This is a genomic window from Nocardiopsis changdeensis (assembly GCF_018316655.1).
Taxonomy (GTDB): Bacteria; Actinomycetota; Actinomycetes; order Streptosporangiales; family Streptosporangiaceae; genus Nocardiopsis; species Nocardiopsis changdeensis.
Genome location: NZ_CP074133.1, coordinates 4,465,010 through 4,482,479 on the forward strand (window position 1 = coordinate 4,465,010; position 17,470 = coordinate 4,482,479).

Annotated in this window: 9 protein-coding genes; 8 read left to right on the top strand and 1 reads right to left on the bottom strand. The window is 73.6% G+C overall.

Annotated features, from left to right (window positions below):
- Positions 1 to 33 precede the first annotated feature (33 nt).
- Positions 34 to 1,263: a S8 family serine peptidase gene (locus KGD84_RS20405; protein WP_220562000.1), complete on the top strand. Its 1,230-nt coding sequence runs from the start codon at positions 34 to 36 to the stop codon at positions 1,261 to 1,263.
- A 2,342-nt stretch (positions 1,264 to 3,605) separates the two neighbouring features.
- Here KGD84_RS20405 and eccCa read toward each other — a convergent pair.
- Complete coding sequence (gene eccCa / locus KGD84_RS20410; protein ID WP_220562001.1) at positions 3,606 to 7,577, bottom strand: type VII secretion protein EccCa; 3,972 nt, start codon at positions 7,575 to 7,577, stop codon at positions 3,606 to 3,608.
- A gap of 212 nt (positions 7,578 to 7,789) precedes the next feature.
- Between eccCa and eccD the strand changes: the two genes are divergently transcribed.
- From eccD to KGD84_RS20445, 7 genes are all read left to right on the top strand, one after another.
- A complete protein-coding gene (gene eccD / locus KGD84_RS20415; protein ID WP_220562002.1) occupies positions 7,790 to 9,190 on the top strand; it encodes a type VII secretion integral membrane protein EccD in 1,401 nt (466 codons plus the stop codon).
- A gap of 1 nt (position 9,191) precedes the next feature.
- The gene (gene eccB / locus KGD84_RS20420; protein WP_220562003.1) at positions 9,192 to 10,640 is read left to right on the top strand and encodes a type VII secretion protein EccB; all 1,449 of its coding nucleotides are present in this window, start codon (positions 9,192 to 9,194) and stop codon (positions 10,638 to 10,640) included.
- Between the two features lie 24 nt (positions 10,641 to 10,664).
- Positions 10,665 to 10,988, top strand: a complete 324-nt coding sequence (locus KGD84_RS20425) for a WXG100 family type VII secretion target (protein WP_220562004.1) — start codon at positions 10,665 to 10,667, stop codon at positions 10,986 to 10,988.
- 60 nt (positions 10,989 to 11,048) lie between these two features.
- Complete coding sequence (locus KGD84_RS20430) at positions 11,049 to 11,345, top strand: WXG100 family type VII secretion target (RefSeq protein WP_220562005.1); 297 nt, start codon at positions 11,049 to 11,051, stop codon at positions 11,343 to 11,345.
- Between the two features lie 146 nt (positions 11,346 to 11,491).
- Entirely contained in the window at positions 11,492 to 14,083 is a 2,592-nt protein-coding gene (locus tag KGD84_RS20435; RefSeq protein WP_220562006.1) for a hypothetical protein, read from the top strand.
- Positions 14,084 to 14,129: 46 nt separating this feature from the next.
- On the top strand, positions 14,130 to 17,219 hold the full coding sequence (locus tag KGD84_RS20440) for a hypothetical protein (protein ID WP_255647282.1): 3,090 nt from the start codon (positions 14,130 to 14,132) through the stop codon (positions 17,217 to 17,219).
- Positions 17,164 to 17,445 carry a YbaB/EbfC family nucleoid-associated protein gene (locus KGD84_RS20445; protein ID WP_255646700.1) on the top strand — a complete coding sequence of 94 codons (282 nt, stop codon included), beginning with the start codon at positions 17,164 to 17,166 and terminating at the stop codon, positions 17,443 to 17,445. The genes KGD84_RS20440 and KGD84_RS20445 overlap by 56 nt, the downstream gene beginning before the upstream one ends.
- Positions 17,446 to 17,470: the final 25 nt, after the last annotated feature.

Genomic DNA, 17,470 nt, shown 5'->3' on the forward strand with positions numbered 1-17,470 from the left:
CCGCCTCCCCACCCCCTTCGACAGGAGAGCCCGTTGAGATCCACCCCGGCTCCCGGCGCAGCGGTCGGCCGCGCGGCGGCCGCGCTGCTCCTCGCCCTGGTCCCCCTGGCCGCCCCGGCCGCAGCGGCGGCGGACACGGCGGGCGACGAGCCCCCGCCTCCCCTCCCCCAGGTCTTCGAGTTCAAGGGCGAACGGCAGCCCTGCTCCGTCATGGGCACCGAGGTGGTCGAACAGGAACCCTGGACCCGCGCCTTCCTCGGCCTGGACCGGGCGCACCGGCTGAGCACGGGCTCCGGCACGGAGATCGCCGTCCTGGCCCCGGAGCTCGACGCCGCGGGCCCGGCGCTGGAGGGCGCCGTGGAGGGCGGGGGCTCCCAGGACTGCCTGGGCCACGGGACGTTCCTGGCGGGGGTCGCGGGCGGCCGGGCCGTGGAGGACAGCGGGACCCTGGGGGTGGCGCCCGGCGTCTCCCTCAGGTTCATCCCGGCGGGGGACCCCAACACCGGGGTGACCCCGCCCGGCCAGATCGCCTCCGGCATCACCGAGGCGACCGCCGCGGGCTCCGACGTCATCCTCGTGGGCACGGCGGCCTGGGAGAACAGCACCGCCCTGGACGACGCCGTGGCGGCCGCGACGGAGGCGGGATCCCTGGTGGTGGCCCCGGCGACGGTGAACACGGTGCGCGGCCCGATGGCCGGGCACCCGTCCCAGCACCCCGACGCGCTGAGCGTGGCGGCCCACGACCCCGAGGGGCTGCCCGTGGTGGCCGCGCCGGTGCTGCGGGCCGACGGCGAACTGGTGCGGGTCGACCTCCTGGCGCCGGGCGACCTGACCGTGGGGCCGGGGCCCGGCGGCGGGCACGTGATCGGCTCGGGACCGGGGGTCGCGGCGGCCTTCGCGGCGGGGACGGCGTCCCTGCTGGCCGCCCGCGAACCGGAGCTCACCCCGGGCGAGCTGCGGCAGCGGCTCATCTCGACCGCCTACTCGTCCCCGTCGGGCTCGGGCGACCCGGTGGGCGGGGGCGGCCGGGTCGACCCCGTCGCGGCGCTGACCACCGTGCCCGCGGGAGAATCGGCCCTGTCCGCGGGCGGGCGGTTCGTCCCCGACCCCTCGCCCCTGGGCTCGCTGGACGCCCTCCCGACCTGGGCGGTGGTCGGCGGCGCCGGGCTCCTGATCGTGATGTGCGTGCTGGCCGCCGCCGTCGTGCGCAACGGCCGCGCCCGCGACTGGCGCCCCGCCACCCCGGGCGAACCGGTCCCCTGACCCCGACCCGTGGCCGCCCCCATGCCCTTTCAACGCTGTGGTGGGTGACGGGTGGGGCTGTTGGGGGTCGAGCCACGGTCGGAGAGCGCATCATCTCCTTCGACCCCAGAGGCCGGAGCGAGCGTCCCCACCGCCCCGGCCACAAGGCGGTGGAGGCCGCACATACCTGCGGGCCCCGGCCGCAGGGGGTTGTCCACCCGCCTGGAAACCTCGGCCACAGCCGGAGGGCATCGCTGGGCCCCGCCGCAGGGGGTTCCCCACCCGACCGGGCTCCTCAGCCACAGCCGGAGGACATCACTGCTCCCTCCGCCCCAGGGGGTTCCCCACCCGACCGGGGCCCTGAGCCACAGCCGGAGGGCATCGCTGGGCCCCCGCCGCAGGGGGTTCCCCACCCGACCGGGCTCCTCAGCCACAGCCGGAGGACATCACTGCTCCCTCCGCCGCAGGGGGTTTCCCACCCGACCGGGGCCCTGAGCCACAGCCGGAGGGCATCGCTGGGCCCCCGCCGCGGGGGGTTCCCCACCCGACTTGGGTGGCCCGCCATAGCCGTGTCAGGCCAGTGGAGCCCCCGGCCCCAGGGGGTGTTCGCCGAGGTAGTTGTAGGTTTCCAAAAGGCCGGCCGCTTGGGAACGGCGGTCCGCGCCGGGTGGGCCCGGCCCCGGCCGCAGTCGGCGCCCGGCAGACCACCAGGGGGAATCGTTGGGCGCGCGTGGCGGGTGGTGGGGGTGTGACTGCCGGAGCCGGGTGCACCCGGAGCGCGCACACCCGCACCGCTTGGAAAGGTTGGGGGCGCCGGCGGCGGTGCGGGGGCTCCACGCTGGTGCCTACTCCCGCGGATGACCGCGGTACGGATGGGAGTGGGGGTGAAAGCCGCACGCACCCGCGGCCTCAGCCTCAGACCGGGCACAGGTCCGCGCCCCTCAGCCTCAGGGGGTGAAGGCCGCACACACCTACAGCCCCGAGCCTCAGGGGGTGTGGGGAGGAAGGACCGCGACCCCCGCCCCAGGGGGTGTTGCCGCACGTACCCGGAAGCCCGGCCCCAAACCGGGCACCGGACCGCACACCTCAGCTCTGGGGGGTGAAAGCTGTGCGTGCCCACAGCCCCGGGCCCCAGGGGGTGGGGGAAGAAGAACCGCGCGCCTCAGCCCTGGGGGTGAAGGCCGCGGGTACCCGCGGCATCAGCCAGTGGGGGTTGGGGGGAAGGATTGTGACCCCCGCCGCAGGGGGTGGAACGTGCACGTGCTCGCGATCCCCGCCCAGGCCCGGAGGAGAGACCGCGCACCTTCACCCCCGCCGTGGCCGGGGTCGCGGTCCTGTGTCCGGGTTGTGGCCGAGGCTGTGGGTATGTACCGCTTTCACCCCCTGGGGCAGGGGTCGCGGGCCCTCCTTCCCACACCCCCTGGGGTGGAGGTCGCGGTTCCTGTCTCCGAGGTGTGGCCGGGGTTGCGGGTACGTGCGGCAATACCCCCTAGGGCGGGGGTCGCGGTCATGCCTCCCCAACCCCCCTCTGGCTGTTGCCGCAGGAGCGCGCGGCTTTCACCCCCTACGGCCAGGGTCGCGGTCCTGTGCCCGGGCTGGGGCCAAGGTCGCAGGCACGTGCGGCTTTCACCCCCGGCACTGACCGGTACCGCGGTCATCCGCGGGAGTAGGCAACAGCGTGGAGCCCCCGCACCGCCGCCGGCGCCCCCAACCTTTCCAACCGGTGCAGGTGTGCGCACCTCGCGCGGACCCGCCCCCGGAAAGCGCACCCCCACCACCCACGGTGTGCGCCCAACGAAACCGCCCGGCGCTCTGCCGGACACCGACTGCGCGGGGACGGATCCACGCTCCGCGACTGTACCTTCACAAGCGATTCAGCTCTTGGAAACCAGTCACCTGTGGCTGCGACCACAGACCGCCCTTCCCAAGCGGTGACCGACCTGGAAACCTCACAGTCCGCCTCACCCCCTGGAGCCCGGGCCGAGTACCGCCCTACCCCAACCCCCTGGGGCCGGGGCAGGAAGCCACCCGCGGCCCTCACCCCCTGCGGCGGAGGAAGCAGCGATGCCCTCCGGCAGTGGCTCAGGGCCCCGATCGGGTGAGAAACCCCCTGCGGCGGAGGTAGCGGTTCGCCCTCCGGCAGTGGCTCAGGGCCCCGATCGGGTGAGAAACCCCCTGGGGCCGGGGCGGGAAGCCTCCTGCGGCCCTCACCTCCTGCGGCGGGGACTCAGCGATGCCCTCCGGCTGGGGCCAAGGGCCCCGGCCGGGTGAGGAACCCCCTGCCGCGCAGGAGGCGGTTCCCCCGCCGACCGTGGCCGACCGCCCCGCCCCGTCCCGGGGCCCCAGGACGGGCCCACCCCCACTCAGGCGCCCTCTTCCTCCACCAGGGCCAGCTGCACCTCCACCGGGTCCCGGCGGGAGATCCACAGGGCCCTCCCCGGCGGCATCCGGCGGGCCCGGATGCTGCCGAACAGCATCCCCTCCGACGGCGGCGAGGACAGCATGATGCTGGGCGTGTTCAGGTCGATCAGCGACCGGATGAACGGCTCGCCGCTCGCCCGGCCGAACCCGCCCGCCGCGTGCACCAGGATGACGTGCATGCCGATCTCCGCCCCCTGCGCCAGCATGGGCGCCAGCGGGGCCATGGGGCTGGATCCGCTGCCCGCCACCAGCTCGAAGTCGTCCACGATGACGAACAGCTCCGGCCCGTTCCACCAGTCGCGGAGCCGGATGCGGTCGGGTGTGATCTCGGGCCCGGGCATGCGCACCTGCATCGCCTGCGCGGCGGCCTGCATCATCTCCCGCACGCTGTCGCCCGTCACCGCGTACCCCAGCTGCATCTCCTTGGGGACGGCGTCGTAGAGCCTGCGCCTCTGGTCGCCCAGGACGACCCGGGCCTCCGAGGGCCCGTAGTGGCTCCGAATCGCGTTGGTGATGTGCCGGACGAGGTTGGTCTTGCCCGACTCGGTGTCGCCCACCACCAGCAGGTGGGGCGTGGCCCCGAAGTCGTGCCAGAAGGGCTGCATGCGCCGGCTCTCCAGGCCCAGCGGCACCCGCAGGACACCGCCGGTCCCCTCCAGGTCGGAGCCGGGCAGCTCGGCGGCCCGGAGCACGGCGGGCAGGGTCCGCACGGGCGGGGCGACCGGGCCGTCCCAGGCGTCCTTCACCCTGGTGACCAGCTCGCCCATGCCCGCGGCCACCGTCACCGCCTCCGGGATCCCGTCGGCCCGGGGCAGGCCGGTCAGGAAGTGGTGCTTGTCGTCGGTGATGCCGCGGCCGGGGATGCGGGGCACGGTCTGGGCGGCGCGCATGTGGACGAGCGAGTCGACCGGGTCGCCCAGCCGCAGCTCGAAGCGGCTGCCCATGAGGTCGCGGACGCTGGTGTTGAAGTCCGCCCACCGGGGCGAGGCCACCATGACGTGGATGCCGTAGTTGAGGCCGCGCTGCACCAGCTGGACGATGGAGGCGACCAGGTCCATGTTGTCCTGCCGGATGGTGCCCCAGCCGTCCACGATCAGGAACACGTCGCCGTGCCGCTCGTCCGCGAACTCGCCCGCCGCGCGCCGGGCCCGGTAGGTGGCCATGGAGTCGATCCCCTGCTCCGCGAAGAGCGTCTCGCGGTGGGTGAGGATCTCGTGCATCTCCATGACGGTCCGCACGATGCGCCGCTCGTCGGTGCGCGCGGCGACGCTGCCCATGTGGGGCAGGCCCTTGAGCGCCTGGAGCAGGCCGCCGCCGCAGTCGATGCCGTAGAACTGCACCTGGGCGGGGGTGTTGCGCAGCGCCAGCCCCAGGATGAACGACGCCAGCAGTGTGCTCTTGCCGCTCTGGGGCCCGCCCGCGATGCCGATGTGGCCGCCCGCTCCGGTGAGGTCGGCGACCAGGGGCTTGCGCTGGTGCTCGAAGGGCCGGTCCACGACTCCGACGGCGATCCGCAGCGAGCCCCGGTCGTCCCAGAGCACCCCGCCCTCGGGGATGGCGCTCCCGGTCATGAGGTGCAGCTCGTCCAGCAGCGGCGGCACGCCCAGCGGGGGCAGCCACACCTCGCGGGCGGCGGGCCCGTGCCCCGACAGGCGGTCCAGGGCGACCTCCAGCAGGGGGGTCTGCGCGTCCTGCGGCTGCTCCTCCACGACCTGTTCGGTGACGGTCTCCGACATGCGGACGGGCGCGTCCGTGAACAGGACCGTGTCGGCCTCCGCAGCGCCGCTGACGCGGACGGCGCGCGGGCTCACCCGGTAGGCCCCCGAGACGTAGGCGGCCTTGAAGCGGGTCAGCGTCTCGGTGTCGGTCTTGAGGAACCCGTTGCCCGGCGCCGACGGCAGCCGGTGGGCGTCGGGCACCCCCAGCACGCCCCGGCTCTCGATCGCGGAGAACGTCCGCAGCGCGATCCGGTAGGAGAGGTGGCTCTCCAGCTGGTGCATCCGCCCCTCGTCCAGGCGCTGGGACGCCAACAGCAGGTGGACGCCCAGGCTCCGCCCGAGCCGGCCGATCATCACGAACAGGTCCATGAAGTCCCGGTGGGCGGCCAGCAGCTCGCTGAACTCGTCCACCACCACGAACAGGGTCGGCAGCGGCTCCATGGACGGGTCGGACTCGCGCGCCCGCTCGTACTCGTGCACCGAGCTGTAGCCGCCCGACGCCCGCAGGTGCTCCTGGCGGCGGACCAGCTCGCCGTGCAGCGCGTCCTGCATGCGCTCCACCAGGATGGCCTCGTCGGCCAGGTTCGTGATCAGCGCCGAGGTGTGCCGCAGCCCGTCCAGGCCGATGAAGGTCGCGCCGCCCTTGAAGTCCACGAGGATGAAGTTGAGCGTCTCGGGGGTGTGCGTGAGCGCCAGCCCGAGCACGAGGGTGCGCAGCAGCTCGCTCTTGCCGGAGCCGGTGGCGCCGATCAGCATGCCGTGCGGGCCCATGCCGCCCAGCGCCGACTCCTTCAGGTCCAGTTCCAGGGGCGCCCCCTCCGAGGTCATGCCGATGGGGACCCGCAGCCGGTTCTTGGGGTGCAGCTCCCCCCACATCCGCTCCGGGTCGTGGGACCGCAGGTCCCGGATGCCCAACAGCGTGGTCAGCTCGAAGTCGGTCGTCAGCGGCTCCGTCACCTCCACGGCGGCGCCGCTGGCCCGGTAGGGGGCGAGCAGCCGCGCCAGGGAGCCGGCGCGGGACAGGCTGAGGGAGTCGGGGCGGCCGAGGTCCTCCTCGGTGTCCCGGCCGGTGTTGTCGCTGCCCAGCATGACCAACCGGGTGGGCTCCACCCGCAGCGCGAGGGTGTAGGGGTCGTCCTCGGGCGGCATGGGGTCGGCGACGTCCACGACCACGGCGTTGCGGTACCCGCCGCCGAGCAGGCGGGAGCCGGGCGGGATGCTCCCGCCGTCCACGACCACGACCACGAAGGGCTCCTCGCGCCCGGGGGCCGCGGCGGGGTCGAAGCGGGGCCGGTCGGCGAGCCCCTCCCCGAGGAGCTGTTCGAGCTCGATCGCGTCGGTGCAGAGCAGGCGGGCCGGCCCGGCGCCGTCGCGGACGGTGGGGTGCTGGTTGTGCGGCAGCCACTTCACCCAGGACCAGTTGGGCAGGGCCGCCGCCGAGGCGCACACGGCGATGCGCAGCTCGTCGTGGGAGTGGAAGACGGCGAGCTGGCCCAGGAGCGCGCGGGTCAGCGCCCGGGAGGCGGCCAGGTCGCCGCGCATGGTCACCCGGGCGTAGCCGCGCAGGTAGACCTGCACGGGCTGGTCCTCGACCGTGCCGTAGGCGCGGATGAAGCGGCGCAGGGCGTGCGCGCTGAGGGGTTCGAGGTCCTCCACCGGCTTGGACGCGACCGGGGAGATCTTCATGGACAGCGCCTGCTCGCCGACCGCGACGCGGACCTCGCCGAAGTCCTCGTCGTCGGCCCGGCGCTCCCACAGGCGCGAGGTGCGGACGATGGACCACAGGGCGTCGGGGTCGGGGGCGCGCCAGAGCATGGCGTCGCGCTGCTCGGTGACGACCTGGCGCAGCCGGGTGCGCATCTGCCGCAGGTAGCGCAGGTAGTCCCGCCGATCGTCGTTGAGCTTGGCGCGGCGCTCCAGGACCGCGCGCAGGTACTGCCCGCCGAGCATGAGGACGGCGCCGGCCAGCATCATGCCGCCCGCGATGAAGGGCATCACGCTGTTGCCCATGTTCCCCGGCCGGATGAACATCATGAGCATCGCGAGTGAAGTGAACGCCATCGGCATGTACATGAAGACCGAGGACATGCTGGACTGCTGCTCGGTCAGCTCCGGCGGCTCCTGGAGGGTGATCTCCCCCGAGGGCAGGTCGGGGCCGGGGCGCCTCGGCGGGCGCCGTACGCGGATGGTGCTCACGGGGGTGGGTCCTCCTTGGTGGGGCCGGTCGGGGCCGCTCGCGGATGCCGGAACGAGGAGACCACGGCAGGGTGAGCGGCAGGCCACGGGAAAAGCTACCGTTACGAAACAAGGTCACAAATTCGGATACATAAACCAACACAACACCAGAAACCGATATCTGAGTGTTAGTGTCTGTGCCGTTCCGTAGCCCCCCGTCGAACGGCCGCCGGATGTCCGATTCCTCCGCCGCCGACCCCTGCCGCCTCCTGATCCGCGCCCCCGGGCGCGCGTTCGAGATCGCGGCCCCGGTCGAGGTCCCCTTGTCCGAGATCATCCCCACCCTCGTGCTGTACGCCGAGGGCGACGACGGCGAGGACCTGGACGAGAGCGGCCTCGAACACGACGGGTGGGTCCTCCAGCAGCTGGGCGACGAGCCCCTGGACGAGGACGAGACCCTGGCGTCCCTGGGCCTGTGCCACGGGGAGACCCTGTACCTGCGGCCCCGGCGCGAGCAGCTGCCCCCGGTCCACTTCGACGACATCGTCGACGGGGTGGCCACGGGCATGGCGGAGCGGCCCGACCGCTGGTCGCCCGCCCACACCCGCGTCCTGCTCCAGGTCATGGGGCTGGTGGTGCTGCTGATCGGGCTCGGCGTGCTCACCGCCGGGGGCCGGAACCTGTTCACCGTCCTGGGCGCGACCGCCTCGGCGCTCCTCATGCTGCTGTCGGCCTGGGCCGCCTCGCGCGCCATGGCCGACCTCTCCGCGTCCACCGGCCTGGCCGGGTGCGCCACCCTGGCCATGGGGCTGGCGGGGGCGCTGGTCCCCACCGGGGAGCCGGGGACGCTGTTCACGGGCGCGGTGCTCCTGACCGCCTCGGTGACGGCGGCGGGCGCCAGCGTGCTCGGGGTCGCCGCGGTGGCGGGCTCCATCCCCTTCTTCGCCGGACTGTTCGTCGTCGAGGTGCTGGGCGCCGTCGCGGGGCTGCTCCTGATGTTCCTGCCGGGCACCTCCGTCCCGGACGCCGCCGCCCTGGTGGCGATGCTGGCGCTGTTCACCGGCACCTACGCCCCCCAGCTGGCCTTCCGGCTCTCCGGCCTGAAGCTCCCGGCGCTGCCGGCCAACCCCAAGCAGCTCCAGGAGGAGATCGACCCGCTCCCGGCCCGGCGGGTGCTGGACCGGACGCACCTGGCCGACCGGTTCCAGACCGCCCTGTACGCCTCCACCGGCGCCGTGATCACGGTGTGCGCGTGCGTCCTGGCCCTCACCCCGGGCTGGATCCCCAAGACGTTCGTGCTGATCCTGTGCCTGGTGATGCTGCTCCAGTCGCGCGGGCTCGGCAGCGCCTGGCAGCGCGCGCTGATGGTGGGCCCGCCCTGGGCCGCCCTGGGCGTGCTCGCCATCGCCCTGGCCTGGGGCGCGGAACCCCTGGGCCGCCTCCTGGCCGTGCTGGGCCTGTTCGCTGCCACGACGATCCTCGCGGTGGTCTCCTGGAGCCTGCCGGGGCGGCGGGCCCTGCCGCACTGGGGGCGGGCCGCGGAGATCATCCAGCTGATCCTGTGCGTGGCCCTGGTGCCCCTGGTACTGGCGCAGTTCGGGGTGTTCGGCCTCCTGCGCGGGATCGGGGGCTGACGTGCAGTCACGACGCGACCGGGTGATGGCCCACAACTTCACCGTGGGCCGGCTGGGAACGGCGATGCTGGAGGCCGACCCCGACGCCGTCGACGCGCCCATGCGCCGCACGCGCACCGGCACCTACGTCGGCATGGCCATCGGGGCGCTGATCTGCATCGGCTTCCTGGTCTTCGGCCTGATCTTCCCCGGCGGGGCCACCTCCTGGCGCCAGGAGGGGCGGATCGTCATCGACCGCGACGGCGGGGCCACGTACCTGTACTCGGGCGGTGTGCTGCGCCCCGTCGCCAACCTGGCGTCGGCCAAGCTGGCCGTGGGCGAGGGCGCCGCCACCTCCCTCGTCTCCCAGCGATCCCTGGAGGGGGAGACGATGGGCGGCCCGGTGGGCATCGCCGGGGCGCCCGACGGGCTCCCCGAGGCGGGCACCCAGGGCACCTGGCGCCTGTGCGCCGTGGCACCGGTCGGCGAGGAGGACGCGCCGCGCGGCAGGACCGCCCTGGTGGTCGGCGAGGCGCCCGACCCCTGGGTCGTCGGGTCCGGCGACGGCGTCCTCGTCTCCGGCCCGGACGGCACCCCGTACCTGCTGTGGCAGGGCACCCGGCTGCGCATGGACGAGGAGGCCGGGGGCGTGCAGGCCCTCGGCTACGGGACGACCCCCGCGCTGCCGGTGGACTCCGCCTTCCTCAACACGGTCCCCGAGGGCCCGGACCTGGTCGCCCCCGAGGTGGCCGGGGCCGGGGAGGAGGGCCGCGAGCTGGCGGGCTCCACCCGGTCGGTGGGCCAGGTGTTCGCGGTCTCCGCGCCCGGCCAGGAGGACCAGCACTACCTGCTCACCCGGGACGGGCTGGCCCCCCTGACGCTCACCCAGGCGCTGCTGCTGCTCGGCGACACCGCGGTCTCCGGTCCCGCCTACGGCGACGCCTCCCCCGAGCCCGTGCCGCTCGCGTCGGCCGAGGTGCACGCAAATCTCGCCGCCGACCCCGCCACCCCGGACGCGGCCCAGGGCCTGCCCCCCGCCCCGCCCACCGCGCTGGAGGTGGGCGCCGGGGTGCCCTGCCTGCGCTGGGAGGCGGACGGGTCGATGGCCATGACCATGGACGCGCCCTCCGGCATCCGGGCGTGGCCGGTCCAGGAGCGCCCGTTCGTGGAACCCGGGTGCCCCACTCCCGCCCTCGTCGGCATCCCCGCCGGACAGGGCGGCGTGGTCCGCGCGCGGCCCGTGGCGGGCACCGACGCGGCCCCGACCTACTACGTGGTGACGGACGCCGCGGCCAAGTACCCGGTCGCCGACACCGCCGCGCTGACGGCCCTGGGATACACGGAGGACGAGGCGGTGCCGCTGCCGACGTCGCTGCTCCGGGTCCTGCCCACCGGGCCGCTGCTGAGCCAGGAGGCCGCCTCGCTCCCCTTGGCGTCCTCCCCCCGAGGCGGGGGCACCGCCTGCCCCTAGCGCCCAACACCAGAGGAGATGCACATGTCGAGAACACGGAGTACCGATGAGGCCAACCGGCTCGCCCAGGAGGCGATGCAGGAGGCCTACACGCAGTGCAACAACATCTACCAGAACGTCGACGACACCCGTGACGGCCTGCGCGGGTCCTGGCAGGGCGCGGCCTCCAACCGCTACAGCGAGGCGCTGGTGGGCTGGTTGGAGGAGCTGCGGCTCATCACCAACGACATGAACCAGATGATCGGCACCTTCGGCGGCACGGTCCAGGCCATGAACGCCACCGAGGACCAGGCCATCCTGACCGGCTCCCGGTGGATGGACGACCTGAACCCGAACCAGTCGGGCTGACCCCGGGCGGCGGTCCCCGGAGCCCCCTCCACGCACCCCTACGACGGCAAGGCGGAACCCATGAACGGATTCGACGTCAGCTACGGCCATGTCGACGACGCGACGATGCGTCTGGGCCAGCAGACCGAAGCGGTCGCACGGCAGATCGAGGAGCTCGACGCCAAGATGCAGAAGCTCCTGGCCGACCTCGAAGGTGAGACCAAGGAGAACTACGAGGCGAAGGTGAAGTCCTGGCGGCTCAACGTCGCCGACATGCGCACCCTGCTGGGCAAGGCCCAGAACGCCCTGAACGACATCCGCAACAACTACTCCGGCACGGACCGCCGCGAGGCCATGAACTGGGCCTCCCTCCTCTGATCCGCCCGGAAGCCGGACCGGGCCGGGCGGTGCGCGCGATCGCGCCGCCCGGCCTCCCCGGGCCGGACCCGACCGTCCACGGGTCCGGCCCGCACCTCCCCTAGTTCGGATGACGCCCCCGTACGGGCGGCAAGGAGACCGAGAACGTGTCCGAATCGCTGTACGACTTTCGCGCCGCCCTCTCCGGTGAGCCGGAGACGCCCGTCGAGGGCGAGGAGGAGCAGGCCGAACTCCTCACCACCCTGTCCTCCCAGCAGACCGGGTCCGGTTCGGGGACGGGCGGGGCTCCGCTCAGCCTGAACCTGGCCACCGGCCTGCTCATGATGACCAACCGGTCGGGCACGGTCGAGGTGGACACGGCGGACCAGAGCGTGGTGATCGACCCCGAGTCCTCCTCCGTCGTGGAGCGGAACGGGGACCTCGTGCTGGGCGCCACCGCGGAGGCGTCGCCGCTCATGGCCGGCCGCCTCGTGGAGGGCCAGCGGCTCGAACCGATGGTCCAGGGCGTCCCCGCCTCCAGGGAGGAGACCACCGAGGGCGTGGTCGCCGAACCGGTGTCCGCGCCGCTGGAGGATCCGGTGCACGTGGTGTCCGTCCGCGCGCCCGAGCAGTCGGACCTGGTGGAGGCGACGCCCGCCCTGGAGGCGGAGCCGGTGTCCGCGGGCCTGCCCATGGTCGAGCAGGCCCGCCTGGAGCCCGTCATGGCGGGCATCCCCGCGGTCGAGGCCGAGCCGGTGTCCGCCCCCGTCGAAGCCGTCCCCATCAGCGCTCCCGGGGACGACGGCTCCGGGGACGGGGCCTCCGGCGCCGTCGGCCCGGTGGTCACCGTGGACCCCGAGACCGGTGAGACCGTCATCCTCGCCGAGGACCTGCGGATCACGGTCGGCCCCGAGGACGGCGCCGTCAGGATCGAGCCGTCGGACGAGAACGTCCCGCTGGGTCCCGACGCCCCTCCGGTCACCGTGGAGGCCGGCGGCCTCGTCATGACGATCGACCCGGCGACGGGGACCCTCGCGGTCGACCCGGTCAAGGGCGAGTTCGCGGACGTCACCGTCGAGATCGGCGACCTGCGCATCGTCATGGACGGCGAGACCGGCGAGGTCTCGGTCGACCCCGGGGACGGCACCGTCTCGGTCGACCCGGAGACCGGCCTGGTCACCATCGAGCCGGTGGGAGAGGACGAGGGCTCCGAGGACGACAAGGACGAGGGCTCCGAGGACGACGACGAGGACCGCCCCGCCGGGGACGGCGAGGGCGACGAGGGCTCCGAGGGGGAGCACGGCGGCCGCCCCGGCGGCGACGAGGAGGGTGACCGTCCCGGCGGCGAGGACCGGCCCGGCGGCGACGAGGAGGGCGTCACCGACGAGGACGACCACGAGCCCGGCGGGGACCGGGACCGTCCCGGCGGCGAGGACCGCCCCGGCGGTGAGGAGGGGTACGAGGGCGTGCACGGCCGCCCCGGCCAGGACCCCGGCACCTCGGGCGGGGCACCCGGCTCGGTCACCCCCGTGGGCTCGCACCCCGGCGGGGACCACGGCGGGGACGACGGGGAAGGCGTCCCCGACCACATCGACACCGAGGGCATGTACGGGCCCGCCCCGGAAACCCCCGTCGCCGACGACACCCCCGTCCTGGTCGGCGGCCCCACGCCCGGCGAACAGTCCGGTGACCGGACCGGGGGGTACGGCTCCACGGACCCGGGATCCGACCCGGAGGAGGACTCCGGCGAGAACCCGGAGAGTGTCCCCGACCCGATCGTCACCGAGGGCATGTACGGGCCCGCCCCGGACGCCCCCGCCGGGACCGGGGACGAACCGGTCGTGGTGGGCGAGCGCATCCCCCGGGAGGAGATCACCGGTGAGGGCGTCTCCGACCCGGCGACGCTCGACCCCACCGAGAGCACCGAGTTCGTCACCGAGGTCCCCGGCGGGGAGGAGGACGGCTCCACGACGGGCGGGGAGACCTCCGGTCCCGGAACGGAGACCACGGAAGGGCTCTCCCACCTCGACCCGGACAGCGTCCCGGACCCGATCGGGGGCGAGGGCCTGTACGGGCCGGCTCCGGACCCGACCCCCCAGCCGTCCGGCGGCGTGACCGGCACCGGTTCCGAGGACGAGGAAGAGGAGCCGGAGGAGGACGAGGAAGAGGAACCGGAGGAGGACGAGGACGGAGAGGGCGACGAGGACGGCGAGGACGGCGAAGGAGAGGGAGAGGACGAGGAGGACGGCGAGGACGAGGAAGAAGAAGAGGACGAGGAGGACGAGGACGGAGAGGGATCCGGCGGGAGCGGTGACGGCGAGGGCACCGGGGGCAACGGCGACGGCCCCCAGGAGGGCCAGGGCACCAAGATCGACGTCGACCGCCTGCGGTCCTTCCAGACGGAGTACGTGGACGGGCTCGACACCGCCCTGAACGCGCACGACGACAACTACTCCGTCTACGGCGGCAGCGGCACCGAGGGCCAGACCACCGGCGTCACCCTCCTCGGCAACCCGTCCGGGCTCGCCAGCGCGGGCCTCCTCGCCGGCAGCATCGACCAGTCCATGGGCAACCTCTTCAGGATCGTCAAGGACATCCGCAAGGAGCTCGACGACATCAGCGACCGCCTCGAGGTCAACATCATCGAGTTCGAGCAGCTGGAAGAGGACCAGGAGCTCAACGCGAGCCAGGTGGTCTACCTGATCGGGAGCCCGCCAGGCACGACCGGCAGCGGCGGCACCACCACCACGGCCCCCTGACAGCGCCACCGAGACCCGCCGAGACCCCGAGGAGGTCGGAGGAAGAGTGCCCGCACTGCACGAGATCATGAACATCGTCGCCGACGCCGAGGACGGGGGGAACCACCCCCCGATGCCGAGCGTGGACACGATCATCGGCAGCGGTGTCAACTGGGTGGACCACGGCCGGTACCACTTCGCCAAGGACACCAAGCCGTTCGTCGGCTTCGAGTTCGACTACGGCGGCCACGAGATGAACCGCTGGTGGCGCATGCGCAAGCCCGGCTACCAGACCTACTCGTCCGGCTACTACACGTACCAGATGCCCAACGGCTGGGACTACGCCGGCTACACGATGATCGAGGAGCTGTGGACCGGCCCCGAGTCGGCCGAGTCCAAGTTCCGCACGGCTCTGGCCACCCTCGCCGGCGTCATCCCCAACTCCATGCCCGGGACCGGTTCCACCACCTTCCACGGCCAGCCGGTCAAGGACCTCGTCACGCACCTGTCCGAGCTGAGCACCATGCTGGACACGCAGAGCGAGAAGATGCGCACCGCGTACAACGAGCTCGACGTTCCCGACGGGCCGATGACGGGTTCGGCGGCGTCCGCCTACGCGGCCCGGCTCTACGACTTCGCCCTGCGCCTGCGGGACCTGAGGCGCCAGGTCGACAACAACCACGAAGCGCTCAAGGAGGTCATGGACCCGATCCGCCGCAAGGCGGTCGCGCTCCAGGACGCGGTGACGAATGCGCTGAACAATCCGCAAAGCGGCATGCGGCGGATCCTGGACGACTGGTACTTCAACGTGACCACCGGCCGCGAGCAGTGGAACAGCGCCCGCGGACAGTTCCAGATCCCCATCCACGCGGACCCGCCGGTCTACGGGATCGTCGGCGACGACATCACGGACAGCAACGTCAACAACGAGCTGAAGAACCGGTGGCGCGAGCAGTTCGAGGGCGTCTTCACGGCCGCGTCCGAGCTGTACAACAAGATGGAGGAGATGTACAAGAGGGCGCACACCGACCTCAACATCATCGAGGACCCCAAGGGCGGCCTGCCGCTGAGCATGGTCCCCGACATCAACGACACCGACAACCCGTACGACGACATGTTCGGCGACGGCGACGGTGAGGGGGAGGGTCCTCCGGAGATCAAGATCGACTGGGGCGACGGCCCGCCCGGGGGCGAGGGCCCCGACATCCCCGACTGGATGGAGGAGCCGCCCCCCGGCTACGGGGGCCCGGACGACCTCAACTACGAGGGTCCCGGGGAGGGCCCGCCCGACTACGAGGGCGGCCCCGACGACGGCGGGAACTACGGCAGCGGAGGGCCGGGGCCCGAGACCGTCCGCCTGGAGGGGCCGCCCGACCCGGGCAGCGACTACCCCGGGGGCGACGGCACCGGCCCCGGCGGCGAGGTGCCGCCGGGCGGCGTGGTGCCCCCTCCCGGGAGCGTGGCACCCCCTCCCCCGTTGGGTCTCAACGGCCCGGGCGACGTCAACGGCCCCGTCGGCGTCAACGGTCCGGGGGGACCCGGCGGCACCGTCCCGCCGCCCCCCGGCCTGGGCACCGACTTCCCCCAGGGGGGCGGTCCCGTCCCGGGCGGCGTGATCCCACCTCCCCCGCCGCTGGGCCTCAACGGCCCCGGTTCGGGCGGCGGCACCGGCCGCCGCAACGGCGGGGCGAACCTCCCGCCGCCCACCGGCCTGGCGGTGGACCCGGCGACGGGCCTGCCGATCGACCCGGACACCGGGCGGCCCTTCCCCGTCGACCCCGCGACGGGTCGGCCCTTCGACCCCGACACCGGCCTGCCCATCAACTTCGACCCGGAGACGGGCCGGGTCACACCGATCGACCCGGTCACCGGCGAGCCCGTGTCCCCGGACGGGGGCAGCCGCCTCGAACTCGACCCCGAGACCGGCCTGCCGATCGACCCGGACACCGGGCGGCCCTTCCCGGTCGATCCCGAGACCGGCCTGCCCTACAACCCCGACACCGGCCTGCCCATCGACTACGACCCGGAGACCGGGCAGGTCCACCCCGTGGACCCGGTCACCGGGGGTCCGGTGTCCCCCGACCCCGGACTGCCGATCACCTACGACCCCGAGACCGGCCTCCCCCTGCCGCTCGACCCCGTCACCGGCGAACCGGTCACCGGCGACGGCGGGACGCGGCTGGACATGGACCCGGCGACGGGACTGCCCATCGACCCCGAGACGGGGAGGCCGTTCCCGGTCGACCCCGACACCGGGCTCCCCTACAACCCCGACACGGGGATGCCCATCGACTACGACCCGGTGACCGGCCTCCCGGCCCCCGTCGACCCCGTCACCGGGCAGCCGCTGCCGCCCGACTCCTTCACCCCGCCGCCGATCGACCCGGGCCTGGACACCAACTTCCCCGGCGGCGGGGAGGACGTCCCGATCAACCCCGTCACGGGGGAGCCCGCGGAGGTCGATCCGGTCACCGGACTGCCCTACCCCGTCGACCCGGACACGGGCGAGGCGATCAAGGGCGGGTTCGAGGGACCGTCGGAGGAGGTGGAGTACCCGCCGCCGCGCTTCGAGAGCGGCGGGCCCGAGGGCCTCAACTACGGCGGCTACGGCAGCGGCAACGACTCCTCGGGCGGCGGGGGCGGGAACGGCTCCGACTCCTCGGACCGCACCCAGATGTTCGCCGCGCCCACCGGCGCGGGCGGGCCCCAGGTCCAGGCCGAGGGGGGCGGGGGCCCGGGCGCCGCGGGCGCGGGCGGCCCCGGGGGCGCCGCGGGCCAGCAGAACATGAACGGGATGGGCTCGCCGATGATGTCGCCCATGATGCCGCCGATGGGCGGTATGGGCGGTGGCGGCGGTGCCGAGAACCGCGACCGCAACCGGACCACCTGGCTCTCCGAGGACGAGAAGGTCTGGGGGACCGACAAGAACCAGCAGCGGGCCACGCTCGGACGGCCCGTGCCCGGACAGCAGAAGAAGGGGGCCCAGCGCCATGAGCTCATCGATGCGGGAGCAGATGGAGGCCGAACTGGAACGGCTTCACACGACGATGAGGGAACTCTCGGACGCAAGCGCAAGCCTGGAGTCGGCAACCGAAGAGGCCGTGGCCAAGAACAGGCTGGTGGCCGCGACGGTGGACGGGACGGGTCGTCTGACTGAGCTGAAGTTCCACACCGAGGGGTACCGGACCATGGCCCCGGCGGAGCTGTCCGCGGCCATCGTCGAGGTCGTCGGCCGCGCGCAGAAGCAGATGGCGGACCGCGTCGCGCAGGCCTACGAGGCCTTCATGCCCGAGGGCATCGACACGCAGGCGGCGATACGGGGCGACCTCGACCCCGAGGAGACGCTGCGCCGCATGGGCGTCTCCCTGGACGACCTCGGGTGAGGGCCCGGCGCCGCCGGACACGGAT

Coding starts and splice junctions, on each gene's coding strand:
- eccD (WP_220562002.1), top strand. CDS start 7,790: ATGTCCGATTCCTCCGCCGCCGACCCCTGCCGCCTCCTGATCCGCGCC.
- KGD84_RS20425 (WP_220562004.1), top strand. CDS start 10,665: ATGTCGAGAACACGGAGTACCGATGAGGCCAACCGGCTCGCCCAGGAG.
- KGD84_RS20430 (WP_220562005.1), top strand. CDS start 11,049: ATGAACGGATTCGACGTCAGCTACGGCCATGTCGACGACGCGACGATG.